Below are 14,056 nucleotides of genomic sequence, written 5' to 3'. Positions count from 1 at the left end.
CTTTGCCAGGAACTTTGAAAATGAACGAGACATTGAAACGTGCGATTCAGTTTTCCATCGATCATGAATCGAAGTGGGACCGGAACGTCGATGGCAACTGGGGCGTGCATATCAACGATCCCGCGCCGTGGAACAAGCTGCTTGGACCGGTACATGATCGTGGTCCGGTGTCGGGCGCGATTGCGCTCGATGGCCACGTGATCACCACGTGGGGCAAGCCGGATCGCGCGGACCTTACCTTCAGCATTGCGAAGACGTACCTCGCCTTGCTTGCGGGCGTGGCGCACGACCGTGGCTTGCTGCCCGATGTCGATGAAGCCGTGCGCGAGCGCGTGCCCGGTATCGGCTTCGACGACGCGCATAACGCCCCGGTTACGTGGGCGCAACTGCTGCAGCAGACGAGCGAATGGCAAGGCGAGTGCTTCGGGCTTTCGGATCAGGCGGATCATTATCGCGCGGTGACATTTGGCGAGCCGCCCGCAGGCAAGAAAGGCGACTTGCGGCCGTTGCAGACGCCTGGCACCTTCTGGGAATACAACGACGTGCGGATCAACCAGTTATCGCTTGCGTTGATGCATCTGTTTCGTCGGCCACTCCCCGAAGTGTTTCGTGAAGCGATTGCCGAGCCCTGCGGCATGAGCGATGGTTGGCAATGGGTGGGTTACGACCATGCGTGGACCGAGATCGATGGACGGCGCATGCAGTCCGTTCCCGGTGGAACGCATTGGGGCGGCGGCATGTCGGTCAGCGCGAACGACCAGTTGAAGATCGCGCGGATGTTGCTGGACGAAGGTCTGGTTTCCGGGCGGCGGGTGCTGTCCCGCGAGTGGATCGAGAAAATGCGCACGCCTTGTGATATCGCGCCGTTTTATGGGTTTCTTGTCTGGCTCAATACGGGGCGGAAGATGTTTCCCTCGGTGCCGGAGTCGAGCTATTTTGGCGTGGGCGCGGGAAGTTCGTTCATGTGGATCGAACCTTCCACGCGGCTGGCGGCTATCGTGAGGTGGCTGGATTCGGCGTTTGCCGGGGAGTTTTTTGGGTTGGTGTTCGATGGCGTCAAGAGGATGACGCGTTGAAAGCTTGAGCTTCTTTCCGGCCGACACGACAAGTTGGCCGTCCTCTCATTTCGGGCTTTCGATAAATCTCCCAAGCGCGTACCTAGCGTGCACTAAAAAGGCCCCTGAATTCCGCCTCTGCTAAATGCCCCACATCGCAACATCAGCAGTTCCGACCGAGTAGAACTTCCCGCAATTTCGACCCTTTATTTAAGCGCTCAAACGCAATGTGTCCGAGTACACATACGCGAGTATTTCCATTCGTGCGATGAACGTTCGACGCTGATTTGACCTGCTAAGCTTTGTTCCAATGGCATGACCAATACGCGAACGCGAAGCGGCTCGATCACGCTTCCCGGCATGTACGTCATTGGCCATTCGAACGGCGGGTCAGAGCCATAGAGCTCGATACGGGGATCATCAAAGTGTGGACAAGGTCAAGTTCGGCAGGTCACAAAACGATGCCCGATCGTGTGCGTTCCGGCATTCGTGCATGCACCCCGTCGTTGACTCGTCGCGCCCTGCTCGGTGACATCGCGGCGCTCGCTCTCGGTGCAGCGTCCCCCTTCGCCTTCGCTCAACATGATGCGGTGGGACTCGTCACGCCGCCGCTTCGCCTTGACGATATCGTGCTCGTCGATCAGACCGGCAAGACGCGTCGCTTGAACGAAGTGTTGCGTCACGGCGTGACTGCGTTGCAGACGGTCTACACCGGTTGCGGCACGGTATGTCCTTTGCAGGGCGCGCTATTCAGCGCGGTACAGAAACGCATGACGAGCATCCGTACTCGTCATGCGGTGCAGTTGCTATCGATTGGAATCAATCCGCTTTCCGATTCACCTCAGGCATTGCACGCATGGCTCGCCCAGTTCGAGGCGGGTCCTTCGTGGATCGCAGCGACTCCGACGCTTGCGGATGTCGACAAGATGCGCGTGGCGCTGTCGGGCAGCAAGGCATCGGCAAGTGACATCGCAGACCATTCGACGCAGGTCTATTGCTTCGATGCCAATGCGATGTTGCGCTGGAGAAGCGCCGATCTTCCACGCGTGAACGATGTCTGCGATGTGCTCGGCGCGCTTGCACTGACATAGCTATTCGACTTATCCACGGGGAGCAGGACCATGCCACGAATCCTTTCGGCCGGGAGCGTGTTGCTTGACGTTGCCCGCCATGCGCGCGTCGTCTTGCTGCTGGCGTTGGCGCTAACGTTAGCGAGTGTGTCGCACCAAGTCCGCGCGCAGACATCGGCGCCCATCACGCTAAGCGGCACCAGCATGTGCGCCGACGTGAGCGGCGAATCCAAAACACCGAACGCGCCAGTCATTACATGGCCCTGCACCGGCGGCGCGAATCAGCAATGGAAGCCGGTTGCTACAGGCACGCGCTACAACCTCATCAATCTCAATAGCGGTCTATGCATGGACGTGTCGGGTCAAAGTCCCGATCCTGGCGGTCCTATCATTCAATGGACCTGCAGTGGCGGCACGAACCAGGCGTTTTCGTTGATCCCGCAAGGCGGAGGTTACGCGATCGTCGCGGGACACAGCGGCTTGTGCGTGACCGCGTCGAGTACGACCTCACAAGGCGTGCAACTGACGCAGCAGGTGTGTAACGCAAGCGCGACGCAGACATGGAAAGTCAGCGGCTTGCCCGCGCCGCAAGCTGCATTGCCTTCGAAATGGACGGCGCCCATCACGTTGCCGCTCGTGCCGCTCCAAGCCGCGAATCTTCCCGATGGAACCGTGCTGGTCTGGTCGGCCGACAGCGCCCTCAACTTCACCTCTGGCGAAGTCACGCCGGGCAAGACGTACACGGCGATCTTCAATCCATCGACGGGCACGAGCAAACAAATGATCGTGACCAACACCGGGCACGACATGTTCTGTCCGGGTATCGCCAATCTTCCCGATGGCCGCATCTTCGTGACGGGCGGATCGAGCACGAAAAAGACCAGCATCTATTCGCCTACGACCGGCACATGGACGTCGAGCAATCAGATGAACATTTCGCGCGGCTATCAGGGCAGCGTGACCTTGAGCAACGGTAACGTGTTTCTCGTGGGCGGCTCATGGAATGGCGGGCTCGGTGGAAAGACGGGCGAAACGTGGACCTCGGGCTCGGGCTGGCAAGTCAACGGCGCCATTCTCGACGACTACATCCTGACGAACGACGCTGCGGGCGTGTTCCGCGCCGACAACCACGCGTGGCTCTTCGCGGTCGCCAACGGACGCGTGTTTCATGCGGGCCCGAGCCGCGCCATGCACTGGTTCGACACGGCGGGCAACGGCAGCGTCACCGCAGCCGGCAACCGGGGCAGCGACAATGACGCGATGAACGGCAACGCGGTCATGTACGACGTCGGCAAGATACTTGCCGTGGGTGGCGCGCCGAGCTACGACCAATCGACGGCCACCTCCAATGCGACGCTGATCGACATCAGCAGCGGAACGGCGATCACGCGCACCATCGCACCGATGAGCTATCAGCGCGCGTTCAACAACAGCGTCGTGTTGCCGAATGGGCAGGTCGTCGTGATCGGCGGTCAGACCTTCGCCGTGCCGTTTTCGGACGACAACGCGATCCTCACGCCCGAGTTGTGGGACCCGACCACGAATGCGTTTTCGCGGCTCGCGCCACAAGCCGTACCGCGCACTTATCACAGCATGGCGCTGCTGCTGAACGATGGACGCGTGCTCAGCGGCGGCGGCGGATTGTGCGGCTCGTGCGCCACGAATCACACGAATGTCGAGATATTGACGCCGCCTTATCTTCTCAACGCGGACGGGTCCGCCGCAACCAGACCGACCATGAGTTCCGCGCCGACCGATGCGTTGCTCGGCACGACCATCGTCGTATCGGCGACCAAGGGCATGACAGCATTTGCGCTGATGCGCTCATCGTCGGCCACGCATTCGGTGAACAACGAACAGCGACGCGTGCCGCTGACGTTTACGGTGGGCACCGCTGGCGAGTACAAGTTGAAGATTCCGTCCGATCCGGGCATCGTCGTGCCCGGCTATTACATGCTTTTTGCGCTGAACGCGAAGGGCGTGCCGAGCCTCTCGCGTACCATGCGCGTGCATTGATGGCGCAGCGCTTGGTCGGCCTCGCGCTCGTTGCGATGGTAACGGTTGCCCATGCCGCATGTGAACCGCGCGACCTGGGCTGCGCGATTTTCGACGGAGAGCATCCGCTGTCGACGCATTTGCGTGATGACGATCGCACGTTGCCTGCGTGGACGACTCGTTGCGTCAATTGCCATGTGGGCACATCGAAAGCGGCGGCCTTTGCGCCGCCGCTGACTCGCGAGTCCTTGCTTGGCGAAACGCGTCGTCGCGGAGGGCCGATGAGCCATTACGATCCCATCGCTTTTTGCCGCGCGATCAAGGATGGCGTCGATCCAGCGGACATCGTGCTTCGTCGGGCGATGCCGCGTTACAAGATCGCTGACGCACAGTGCGCCGCGCTCTGGCAATTCGTTATGAGCCGATGAGCGCGCGCATTCGTCGATGCGTCTTGAACGACGCAGCCGCTTCGCGCGGTCACGAGCACGGTACGGCGGCATGAGTGAATCGGTTGATCGTTGCTTGAAAGACTCAAGCCACCTTCGCCCCCTTCACCACCTCCTCCAGCAACTCCGCATGCAGCCCCTTCAGCACCTTCACGAACTCCGATGCCAATCTCTCCCTCGGCCGATGCGGCGGAAACAGCAAATAAGTCGGAAACAACGTAGCCGGCAAAAATGGCTTGATGACAATTCCAGGACCCGCGAAATCCCGCGCGACGATCGGATGCGCGAGCGTCACGCCCATCCCATGACGCACCATCTCGCAGCACATTGCCGTGTACTGCGCCTCGATGGCAAGCACGCGCTCCACGCCCGCACGCTGAAACACCTCGTCCATCAGCGTGCGCGTGCCGTCGCCGTGACACAGCGAGATGAACGACTCGCCTTCGAGATCCTGCGGCTTGATGCTGCGTTTCGACGCCAGCCGATGCCCCTCCGGCATAACACACACCGCCGCCACGTTCGACAACTGCTCGACCTCGCAATCCGACGCCTCGCTCACATACACGGCCACGCCGAGATCGCAGAACTGCGACGCCGTCCAGTGATTGACCGTACCCGATGTGTTCACGTGCAACGACACGGTCACCGTCGGATATAACTCGACGAAGCGCTTGATCGCATGCGGCACGAGAGTCATGCCCGCCGATGGCATCGCCGCTATGCGCAAACGTCCGCTGCCTAGATTGCGTATCTGCGCCGCCGCGTTCGCCAGGCCCTGCAAGCCGACGAACGCACGTTCGACCTCGCGGAAGAACGCGGTGCCCTCGCTCGTGGGTATCAACCGCACGCCGCTGCGCTGAAAAAGCTGCAAGCCGGTTTCGCGTTCGAGCTGCGAAATCAGCCGGCTCACGTTCGGCTGCGAGGTAAAGAGCGCCTTGGCCGCCGCGGTCATCGACCCCGACACCATGACCGCCCGAAACGCCTCGATGTGCTTCAGATTCATGCGTGATCTCCCTCTCCGGGTGAACCCCGATCCATATCATCCATGCATAGGTAGGTATTTTATTCGTATTGGACGATATGGTCCGGCGGCGCGAAACTGCATTTCAACGACGGGTCATGAAGCCCGCCCCCACACCCCGGATCTGGAGATCGTCGTCATGAAAAGAGCGTTGCATCGCCGTCTGTCCGTCCCCGCTTGTACCGCCTTCGCGGCTCTTTCTTTCGCCGCTCCGCTTCTCGCTCACGCCGAAACCACGCTCTATGTCGCCAATGTGGGCGGCTCGAACGAGCAGTTGTATCGCCAGAAAATCATCCCGCCGTTCGAAAAAGCGCATGACGTCAAGATCGTCTACGTTGCGGGCAATTCCAGCGATACCCTCGCCAAGTTGCAAGCGCAAAAAGGCCATCAGCAGATCAACGTCGCCGTGATGGACGACGGCCCGATGTATCAAGCGATGCAGCTCAATCTCTGCGCCAAGCTCGACGAAGCGCCCGTGATGAAGGACGTCTATCCGCTTGCGCGTCTCGGCGCGACGTCGATCGGCGTCGGCATGGTGGCGACAGGCATCGGCTACAACGAGGAAGCGTTCAAGAAGGCCGGTCTGCCGCCGCCCGATTCGTGGAAGGTGCTCACCGACAAGCGCATCAAGGGCAAGCTCGGCGTGCCGCCGATCACCAACACGTATGGTCTGCATACGCTCGTCATGCTCGCGCGTTTAAACGGCGGCGGCGAGAAGAATATCGAGCCGGGCTTCGCGGCGATGACCAAGGATGTCGCGCCGAACGTGCTGTCCTGGGCGCCCACGCCCGGCGAAATGGACGGTCAGATGCAATCCGGCGACGTGGTGCTTGCGCCCTACGGCAGCGGTCGCGCGGTTGCGCTGCAGAACACGGGCTTTCCGCTCAAGTTCGTCTACCCGAAGGAAGGCGCGGTCGCGTTGCAGGTGGCGGCATGCGCCATCGCCGAGAACGCACAGCCGCAGTTGTCGCAGCAGTTCGTCCAGTATCTGTTGAGCCCGGAAGTGCAGGCGTTGCAGGCGCAAGGCATCGGTCTCGGTCCGGTCAACAAGACGGTCAAGCTGACGCCGGAAATCGCCGCGCGCGTGCCTTACGGTCCCGACCAGATCGCGAAACTGACCGCGATGGACTGGACTACGATCAACCAGCATCGCACCGAGTGGACGGAGCGCTGGAACCGTTCGGTCGAGCGTTGAACCCCACACCGGCGTGAAGGAGCGAGGCGCATGGCCTTCCTGACTCTGCAAGGTATCTCGAAACGCTACGGCGATTTCACGGCGATCGAACAACTCGATCTCGATGTCGAACGCGGCGAACTTCTCGCGCTGCTCGGACCTTCGGGTTGCGGCAAGACGACCACGCTGCAAATGGTGGCGGGGTTCGTCACGCCGACCACGGGCCGCATTCTGCTCGATGGCCGCGACATCACGCACGAACGTCCGGAGAAACGCGGCATCGGCGTGGTGTTTCAAAGCTATGCGCTCTTTCCGCACATGACGGTGGCGGGCAACGTCGGCTTCGGTCTGGAAATGCGCAAGGTCAAGCGCCGCGAACGCGAAGAGCGCGTGGACGAAGCACTCGCGCTCGTGCGTCTAAAGGGACTCGGGCATCGCTATCCGAAGGAATTGTCGGGCGGCCAGCGGCAGCGCGTGGCCATTGCACGCGCCATCGCCATGCAGCCCGAACTGCTCTTGCTCGACGAACCGATGTCCAATCTCGACGCCAAGTTGCGCGAGGAAATGCATATCGAATTGCGGGCGATTCAAAAGCGCCTCGGCATCACGACGATCCTCGTCACGCACGATCAGGTCGAAGCCATGACCATGAGCGATCGCATTGCGGTGATGCATCGCGGAACCATCGCTCAATTGAGCACGCCATACGACGCCTACGAGCGTCCCGCCACGCCGTTCGCATCGACCTTTCTCGGGCGCACCAATACGTTTTCCGGCGAAGTCCTGCGGCGCAATCCGCGTTGCGCCGAAGTCGATGTACTCGGCACCACGCTGCACGTGCCGCACGAAGGCCGTCATGTGAACGGCGCGGTCAACGTTTATATCCGCCCGGAGAAGGTGCATATCGCCAATGGCGCAGCGCGCGTGCGCGGACGTATTGCAACGCGCGTGTTCGTCGGCAATCAGTGGCTGCTCGAAGTGGAAACGGAACTCGGCAAGTTGTGTGTCGCGCAGCCGAATCACGGTGCGCCGCCGCCCGAGGAAGGTCACGAAGTCGGCCTCGCCTGGACCGACGACGATCTGCGCGTGCTCACGCAAGATGCTCCGGAGGGTGCTCATGGCCACGCTTGACGACGACCGTCCCGGCGCCGCGCCGTGGCTCCTGTCCGGCCCCGCGCTGCTGCTTTTTGTCGGCTTGCTGCTGGCGCCGCTCGCGCTCACGCTCGTGCTGTCGTTTCGCGTCTTCAGCGACACGGCCGGCGTCACCGCCGCCTACACGCTCACGAACTATTGGGAAGTAGTGAGCGACCCGTACTACCACACCATCTTTCTGCGCACTGCCGGCCTCGCCTTCGCGGTCACGCTGCTCTCCATCGTGCTTGGCGTGCCGGAGACCATCGTGCTCGCGCGCATGAAGAAGCCGTGGCAGTCGCTGTGTCTTCTCGTCGTGCTCGGCCCGCTCCTAATCTCGGTCGTGGTGCGCACGCTTGGCTGGCAGATTCTGCTCGGCAACAACGGCGTACTCAACAACGTGCTGCAAGCGCTGAAAATCACCGATGAACCCATCCGCCTCGTCTTCACGATGACCGGCATGATCATCGCGCTCACGCACGTTCTGGTGCCCTTCATGGTGATGTCCGTGTGGGCCACCATGCAAAAGCTCGACCCGCAAGTGGAATGGGCCGGACGCTCGCTCGGCGGCTCGTCGTTCGCGGTGTTCCGCCGCGTGGTGCTGCCGCAGATCATGCCGGGCGTGCTGTCGGGATCGATCATCGTGTTCGCGCTGTCGGCATCCGCGTTCGCCACGCCCGCGCTGATCGGCGGACGGCGTCTGAAGGTCGTCGCCACCGCTGCCTACGACGAGTTTCTCGGCACGCTCAACTGGCCGCTCGGCGCGAGTATCGCCGTGTTGTTGCTGATCGCGAACGTGGCAATCGTCATGGGTTGCAGCCGCCTCGCCGAACGCCGGTTCCGGCATATCTTCGACTAACGCGGACGACGATCATGAAACAGAACGGCATTCTCGGGCTCGTCTACAACGCGTTCTTCCTGACCTTCGTCATGGCGCCGCTCGTGGTCGTGATGCTCGTCGCCTTCACCGACAAAGGCTTCATCTCGATGCCTTTCGATGGCGCGTCGCTGCGCTGGTTCCGCGCGATCGTCGAGAACGGCGACATCGTTTCGGCGTTCTGGCTGTCGATCCGCCTCGCGTTCGCGGCGGCGACCATCGGCGTGCTGCTCGCGGTGCCCGCGGCGCTGGCCATCGCGCGTTATCGCTTTCCCGGCCGCGCCGCGCTCACGAGCTTTTTCCTCTCGCCGATGATGATCCCCGCCGTCGTGCTCGGCATCGCGTTCCTGCGCTTTCTGTCGCTGCTGCATCTGTCGGGATCGTTCTGGTCGCTGGTATGCGCGCACGTCATCATCGTCTTGCCGTATGCGTTGCGGCTTGCGCTTTCGTCCGCCGTCGGCCTGGATCGCGATGCCGAACGCGCCGCGCTTTCATGTGGCGCGAGCCGCTTCACCGCATTTCGCCGCGTGGTCCTGCCGATGATCCGCACCGGCGTGGCAGGCGGCTGGGTGCTCTCGTTCATCCAGAGTTTCGACGAACTCACGATGACCATTTTCGTCGCGACGCCCGGCACGACCACGCTGCCCGTCGCCATGTACAACCAGATCGCGCAGACGATCGATCCGCTGGTCGCCTCGGTCTCGGCGGTGCTGATCGTCGGCACGGTGTTGCTGATGATCCTGCTCGACCGCATGGTCGGACTGGACCGCATTCTGATCGGAGAAGCGCGATGACACTTTCAACCTCCGCCAGCCCCGACGTGCTCGTGCTCGGCGGCGGCCTGGTCGGTTCCGCCGTGGCTTACGGTCTTGCCCGCGAAGGCGCGCGCGTGACCGTGCTCGACGAAGACGACGGCGGCTTTCGCGCCTCGCGCGGCAACTTCGGCCTCGTATGGATTCAAGGCAAGGGCTATGGCCTCTCGCCTTACGCACGCTGGTCGCGCAGTTCGGCCACGCGCTGGCCCGGACTCGCCGAGAGCCTCTTGAACGAAACGGGCATCGACGTGGCCTTGCGCCAGCCGGGCGGCTTCCACTTTTGCTTTAACGACGACGAACTCGCCGACCGCGAGAAGCGTCTCTCGACGCTCAAGGCCGAGATCGGCGACTACCCGTATCAGATGCTCGATGCCGCCGAGATTCGCGAGCGCATTCCGCAGATCGGCCCGCAAGTGATCGGCGCGAGCTACACGCCGATGGACGGCCATGTGAACCCGCTCAAGCTCTTGCGCGCGCTTCATTCGGCGATGCAGGCGCGCGGCGTGAAGCTCGTCTCGGGCGAACGCGCGGAACGCATCGAACCGGACGCGAACGGCCAAGGCTTCGTCGTGCATGGCAAGCGCGGAACGTATCGCGCGGGGCGTGTCGTGCTTGCGGCTGGCCTCGGAAACCGCATGCTCGCGCCGTTCGTCGGATTGAACGCGCCGGTCGCGCCGAATCGCGGACAGGTGCTGGTGAGCGAACGCGTCGCGCCGTTTCTCGACTATCCGACGCTCAACGTGCGCCAGACCGACGAAGGCAGCGTGCAATTCGGCGATTCGATGGAAGAAGTCGGCTTCAACGATTTCACGACCACGCATGTGCTCGCCGATATCGCGCGGCGCGGCGTGCGCGCGTTCCCGATGTTGCAGCACGTGCGGCTCGTGCGGATGTGGGCCGCGCTGCGCGTCTACAGCGCGGACGGCTTTCCGATCTACGACCGGTCGGAAGCGCATCCCGGCGCGTTCGTCGTCACTTGCCATAGCGGCGTGACGCTCGCCGCCGCGCATGCCATGCGCGTGGCGCCGTGGATCACCGGTGCACCCGTGCCCGAGGAATTGCCGACCTTCTCCGCACGCCGCTTCGAGAACGCTCAAGAACCGATTCCCGCACACTGAATTCGACATGACTTCCCAATCGACTCACACGCTGTTCAAGCCGCTGCCGGGGGAAACCGCCGCGGCCATCGAGATCTTCTTCAACGATCAGCCTTTGTCCGTGCCGGGCGGCCGTTCCGTCGCGGCCGCGCTGCTCGCGGCGGGCGTCTCGCGCTTTCGTGCGACGCCGGTGTCGGGTGCGCCGCGCGCGCCGTATTGCATGATGGGCGCGTGCTTCGAATGCCTCGTCGAAATCGACGGCATTCCGAGCCGTCAGAGTTGCATGGTCGAAGTGCAGGCGGGCATGCGTATCCGCTCGCAGGAAGGCGCGCGCGATCTGCCGCCCATGACACTCGCCGATACCCCGCTGGAGAACGCGCATGGCCGCTGATTTCGCCTCCGAAGCCGTCGATGTGGTCGTGATCGGCGCTGGACCGGCCGGCATGAGCGCGGCCACGCGCACCGCCCGCGCGGGGCTCAAAACCGTGTTGATCGATGAACAGAACGCCGTGGGCGGCCAGATTTATCGTGGCATCGCTCACGCCGATGCGCGTCGCAAGGAAATACTTGGCCCCGACTACGCGGCGGGCGCGGAGATCGCCCGTGCGTTCGCGGCATCGGGCGCACGTCACGTGACCAATGCGAGCGTCTGGCAAGTCACGCGCGAGCGCGGCATCAACTATCTGAAGGACGGCAAGATCGGCAGCTTCGACGCGCAACGCGTGATTCTCGCAAGCGGCGCGCTGGAGCGACCCTTCCCGATTCCAGGCTGGACGCTGCCCGGCGTGCTGACGGCGGGTGCCGCGCAGATTCTCCTGAAGAGCGCGGGTGAAGTGCCTGCCGCGCCACCGGTTCTCGCGGGCTGCGGGCCGTTGCTGTATCTGCTTGGCTGGCAATATGTGCGCGCCGGTGTGCCGATTCGCGCGCTCGTCGACACCACGCGTCACGAAGACCGCTGGCGCGCGAAGCGTCACATGCTGTCCGCGTTGCGCGCGTGGCCGTTCCTGAGCAAGGGCCTGCAACTGATCCGCACCTTGCGCGACGCCGGCGTGCCAATCTTCGAAGCGGCCGACGATCTGCGCGTGGAAGGGCGCATCGGCGCGGATAACGTCGAGCATGCGGCCGCGCTTCACTTCACGACGCAAGGCGCGGCGCACCGCCTTGAAGCGGACGTGATCCTGCTGCATCAGGGCGTCGTGCCGAATACGCAGTTCACGCAGGCTTTGCGGGCGTCGCATCGCTGGGACGACGCGCAGCTTTGCTTCACGCCCAAAGTCGATGCGTGGGGCGAGCTGGATGTGCCCGGCATCTTCGTCGCGGGCGACGGCGCGGGTATCGGCGGCGCGCAGGCGGCGGCCTTGCAGGGCTCGCTCGCGGGTCTCGCGGTCGCGGCGCAACTCGGCGCGCTGAACGCCGCCACGCGCGACGCCGAAGCGGCCGGGCAGCGCCGCGCGCTGGCGGGCGTGCTGCGCATCCGGCCATTTCTCGACAGCCTTTATCGTCCGCGCGATATCAACCGCATTCCGCGCAACGAGACTATCGTGTGCCGCTGCGAGGAAGTCACGGCGGGCGAATTGCGCAAATTCGTCGAGATGGGTTGCGTCGGACCGAATCAGGCGAAGTCGTTTGGACGTTGCGGCATGGGTCCGTGTCAGGGCCGCATGTGCGGCCTCACGGTGACCGAAGTCATCGCGGATGCGCGGCGTGTCTCGCCCGCCGAAGTCGGCTACTACCGCATTCGTCCGCCGATCAAGCCGCTCACGCTCGGAGAACTCGCCGGTGAATGACGCAACCGACGTTCAGGAAGCCGATGTGCTCGTGGTTGGCGGCGGACTGCACGGCACGAGCAGCGCGTTCCACATGGCGCGGCGCGGCGCGAAGGTGATCGTGCTCGAAGCCGATTACGTCGCGCGTCATTCGTCCGGCGTGAATGCTGGCGGCGTACGCACGCTCGGACGCGCGCTGCCCGAGATTCCGCTCGCGCTGATGTCGCGTGAAATCTGGCACGGCATGCGCGATCTGATTGGCGAGGATGGCGGCTTCGTGCCATCGGGCCAGCTCAAGATAGCCGAGACGGACGACGAGCTCGAAGCATGCCGCGAGCGCGTCGCCCTGCTCGAATCGCATGGCTTCACGCACGAGAAAGTGATCGACCGAGAGGCCGTGCTCGAACTCGAACCCGCGCTGGCTCGGCATGTCGCGGGCGGCATCTGGGTCGAGCGCGATGGCTTCGCGCTGCCGTATCGCACGACCACGGCCTTCCGGCTCGCCGCGCAAAAACTCGGCGCGCGCTTTCTGGAAGGCACGCCGGTGCGTCGTATCGAGCAACGCGGCGCGCGCTGGTTCGCCTACACGCCGCACGGCACGTTCAGCGCGGAAAAGCTGCTCGTCACGGCGGGCGCGTGGTCCGGCGAACTCGCGAAACAGGTAGGCGAGCCGGTGCCGGTGCATCCCGAAGGTCTGATGCTGATGGTCACGCATCGCGTCGCGCCCTTCTGTCGCGCGACACTCGGCGCAACGGGACGGCCGCTGTCCTTCAAGCAGTTCGATAACGGCACGGTGGTGATCGGCGGCAAGCTGATCGGCATTGCGGACCTGCTTGCGCGTCATGGCGAAGTGGATTTCGTGCGCCTCGTGCGCAGCGCTAAAACCGTCACCGATCTGTTCCCGCATCTGCGCCATCTGGGCGTCAATCGCGCGTGGGCCGGTGTCGAGGCATTCACCGAGGATGAGCTTCCAGTGATCTCGGCAAGCCGCAAGGCATCGAATCTCTATTACTCGTTTGGCTATTGCGGCAGCGGTTTTCAGCTCGGGCCGGGCTGCGGCAAGCTCGTCTCCGAACTCATGCTCGATGGCGCGCCGTCCATTTCACTCGATGCATTCGCCATCGATCGCTTCGGGCGCGCGGCCGCTTCTTCTTCGGATGCGAATACCGCGCGTCTCGTCGCGCATTGAATGCCGCGCGTTTTCGCGCGGCGACTTCGTTTCAATCTCAACGTTCAAGGAAAAACATCATGGGCGATATCGTTCGCATCGACACCAATCAGCGGATGAGCCGCATCGTCAAGGCAGCGGGTCTCGTGTTTATCGGCGGCCAGACTTCCGCCGATCATTCGCCGGATATCAAACTGCAAACCGCCAAGGTGCTCGAAAAGATCGACGGCTTTCTGGAGAAAGCGGGCATCGACAAGACGCGTCTCGTGTCGGCACAAGTGTGGCTTGCGGATATCTCCCGCGATTTCAGCGGCATGAACGAAGTGTGGGATGCGTGGGTGCCGCAAGGGCATGCGCCGACCCGCGCGACGGTGCAAGCGCAATTGGCAACGCCCGAGTTGCTGGTGGAGATCGCGGTGGTGGCGTTGGCGTGAACGGGCT

13 protein-coding genes are annotated in these 14,056 nt (G+C 63.1%); 12 read left to right on the top strand and 1 reads right to left on the bottom strand.

All coding sequences use genetic code 11. The features are described from left to right. Positions 1 to 20 precede the first annotated feature (20 nt). The 3 genes from NCR40_RS30880 to NCR40_RS30870 all read left to right on the top strand — a co-directional run bounded on the left by NCR40_RS30880 (position 21) and on the right by NCR40_RS30870 (position 4,141). The gene (locus NCR40_RS30880; protein ID WP_250511771.1) at positions 21 to 1,076 is read left to right on the top strand and encodes a serine hydrolase domain-containing protein; all 1,056 of its coding nucleotides are present in this window, start codon (positions 21 to 23) and stop codon (positions 1,074 to 1,076) included. A 440-nt stretch (positions 1,077 to 1,516) separates the two neighbouring features. Next, positions 1,517 to 2,146 carry an SCO family protein gene (locus NCR40_RS30875; protein ID WP_250511770.1) on the top strand — a complete coding sequence of 210 codons (630 nt, stop codon included), beginning with the start codon at positions 1,517 to 1,519 and terminating at the stop codon, positions 2,144 to 2,146. A 30-nt stretch (positions 2,147 to 2,176) separates the two neighbouring features. After that, complete coding sequence (locus tag NCR40_RS30870) at positions 2,177 to 4,141, top strand: RICIN domain-containing protein (protein ID WP_250468059.1); 1,965 nt, start codon at positions 2,177 to 2,179, stop codon at positions 4,139 to 4,141. Positions 4,142 to 4,651: 510 nt separating this feature from the next. On the opposite strand, the gene NCR40_RS30865 is transcribed toward NCR40_RS30870, so the two are convergent. Next, on the bottom strand, positions 4,652 to 5,569 hold the full coding sequence (locus NCR40_RS30865) for a LysR substrate-binding domain-containing protein (protein ID WP_250511769.1): 918 nt from the start codon (positions 5,567 to 5,569) through the stop codon (positions 4,652 to 4,654). Between the two features lie 157 nt (positions 5,570 to 5,726). On the opposite strand from NCR40_RS30865, the gene NCR40_RS30860 reads away from it, so the two are divergent. Genes NCR40_RS30860 through NCR40_RS30820 form a run of 9 tightly spaced genes read left to right on the top strand, consistent with a single transcriptional unit; the run spans position 5,727 to position 14,049 of the window. Further along, positions 5,727 to 6,782: an ABC transporter substrate-binding protein gene (locus NCR40_RS30860; protein ID WP_244831842.1), complete on the top strand. Its 1,056-nt coding sequence runs from the start codon at positions 5,727 to 5,729 to the stop codon at positions 6,780 to 6,782. A gap of 30 nt (positions 6,783 to 6,812) precedes the next feature. Beyond that, a complete protein-coding gene (locus tag NCR40_RS30855) occupies positions 6,813 to 7,892 on the top strand; it encodes an ABC transporter ATP-binding protein (protein WP_250511768.1) in 1,080 nt (359 codons plus the stop codon). Then, the gene (locus NCR40_RS30850; RefSeq protein WP_244831844.1) at positions 7,879 to 8,751 is read left to right on the top strand and encodes an ABC transporter permease; all 873 of its coding nucleotides are present in this window, start codon (positions 7,879 to 7,881) and stop codon (positions 8,749 to 8,751) included. The genes NCR40_RS30855 and NCR40_RS30850 overlap by 14 nt, the downstream gene beginning before the upstream one ends. A 14-nt stretch (positions 8,752 to 8,765) precedes the next feature. Continuing rightward, complete coding sequence (locus NCR40_RS30845) at positions 8,766 to 9,563, top strand: ABC transporter permease (RefSeq protein WP_250511767.1); 798 nt, start codon at positions 8,766 to 8,768, stop codon at positions 9,561 to 9,563. Next, a complete protein-coding gene (locus tag NCR40_RS30840; protein WP_244831845.1) occupies positions 9,560 to 10,702 on the top strand; it encodes an NAD(P)/FAD-dependent oxidoreductase in 1,143 nt (380 codons plus the stop codon). Before NCR40_RS30845 ends, NCR40_RS30840 begins: the two co-directional genes overlap by 4 nt. 7 nt (positions 10,703 to 10,709) lie before the next feature. Continuing rightward, positions 10,710 to 11,072, top strand: coding sequence for a (2Fe-2S)-binding protein (locus NCR40_RS30835; RefSeq protein WP_250495321.1), 363 nt, complete (start codon positions 10,710 to 10,712; stop codon positions 11,070 to 11,072). Further along, positions 11,062 to 12,468: an FAD-dependent oxidoreductase gene (locus NCR40_RS30830; protein WP_250511766.1), complete on the top strand. Its 1,407-nt coding sequence runs from the start codon at positions 11,062 to 11,064 to the stop codon at positions 12,466 to 12,468. Before NCR40_RS30835 ends, NCR40_RS30830 begins: the two co-directional genes overlap by 11 nt. Continuing rightward, a complete protein-coding gene (locus NCR40_RS30825) occupies positions 12,461 to 13,636 on the top strand; it encodes an NAD(P)/FAD-dependent oxidoreductase (RefSeq protein WP_250511765.1) in 1,176 nt (391 codons plus the stop codon). Before NCR40_RS30830 ends, NCR40_RS30825 begins: the two co-directional genes overlap by 8 nt. 59 nt (positions 13,637 to 13,695) lie before the next feature. Then, positions 13,696 to 14,049 (top strand): RidA family protein, encoded by a 354-nt coding sequence (locus NCR40_RS30820; protein ID WP_244831849.1) that lies wholly within the window; start codon positions 13,696 to 13,698, stop codon positions 14,047 to 14,049. Positions 14,050 to 14,056: the final 7 nt, after the last annotated feature.

It is taken from the genome of Caballeronia sp. GACF4 (assembly GCF_023631025.1).
Taxonomy (GTDB): domain Bacteria; phylum Pseudomonadota; class Gammaproteobacteria; order Burkholderiales; family Burkholderiaceae; genus Caballeronia.
The sequence above is the reverse complement of the archived record's forward strand: the minus strand, read 5'-3'. Positions and strand labels throughout refer to the sequence as shown.

Bases quoted from the DNA above. Each gene is read 5' to 3' on its own strand.
- NCR40_RS30875 (WP_250511770.1), top strand. From the start codon at position 1,517: ATGCCCGATCGTGTGCGTTCCGGCATTCGTGCATGCACCCCGTCGTTG.
- NCR40_RS30830 (WP_250511766.1), top strand. From the start codon at position 11,062: ATGGCCGCTGATTTCGCCTCCGAAGCCGTCGATGTGGTCGTGATCGGC.
- NCR40_RS30835 (WP_250495321.1), top strand. From the start codon at position 10,710: ATGACTTCCCAATCGACTCACACGCTGTTCAAGCCGCTGCCGGGGGAA.
- NCR40_RS30860 (WP_244831842.1), top strand. From the start codon at position 5,727: ATGAAAAGAGCGTTGCATCGCCGTCTGTCCGTCCCCGCTTGTACCGCC.
- NCR40_RS30855 (WP_250511768.1), top strand. From the start codon at position 6,813: ATGGCCTTCCTGACTCTGCAAGGTATCTCGAAACGCTACGGCGATTTC.
- NCR40_RS30865 (WP_250511769.1), bottom strand. From the start codon at position 5,569: ATGAATCTGAAGCACATCGAGGCGTTTCGGGCGGTCATGGTGTCGGGG.
- NCR40_RS30840 (WP_244831845.1), top strand. From the start codon at position 9,560: ATGACACTTTCAACCTCCGCCAGCCCCGACGTGCTCGTGCTCGGCGGC.
- NCR40_RS30870 (WP_250468059.1), top strand. From the start codon at position 2,177: ATGCCACGAATCCTTTCGGCCGGGAGCGTGTTGCTTGACGTTGCCCGC.
- NCR40_RS30820 (WP_244831849.1), top strand. From the start codon at position 13,696: ATGGGCGATATCGTTCGCATCGACACCAATCAGCGGATGAGCCGCATC.
- NCR40_RS30845 (WP_250511767.1), top strand. From the start codon at position 8,766: ATGAAACAGAACGGCATTCTCGGGCTCGTCTACAACGCGTTCTTCCTG.
- NCR40_RS30850 (WP_244831844.1), top strand. From the start codon at position 7,879: ATGGCCACGCTTGACGACGACCGTCCCGGCGCCGCGCCGTGGCTCCTG.
- NCR40_RS30880 (WP_250511771.1), top strand. From the start codon at position 21: ATGAACGAGACATTGAAACGTGCGATTCAGTTTTCCATCGATCATGAA.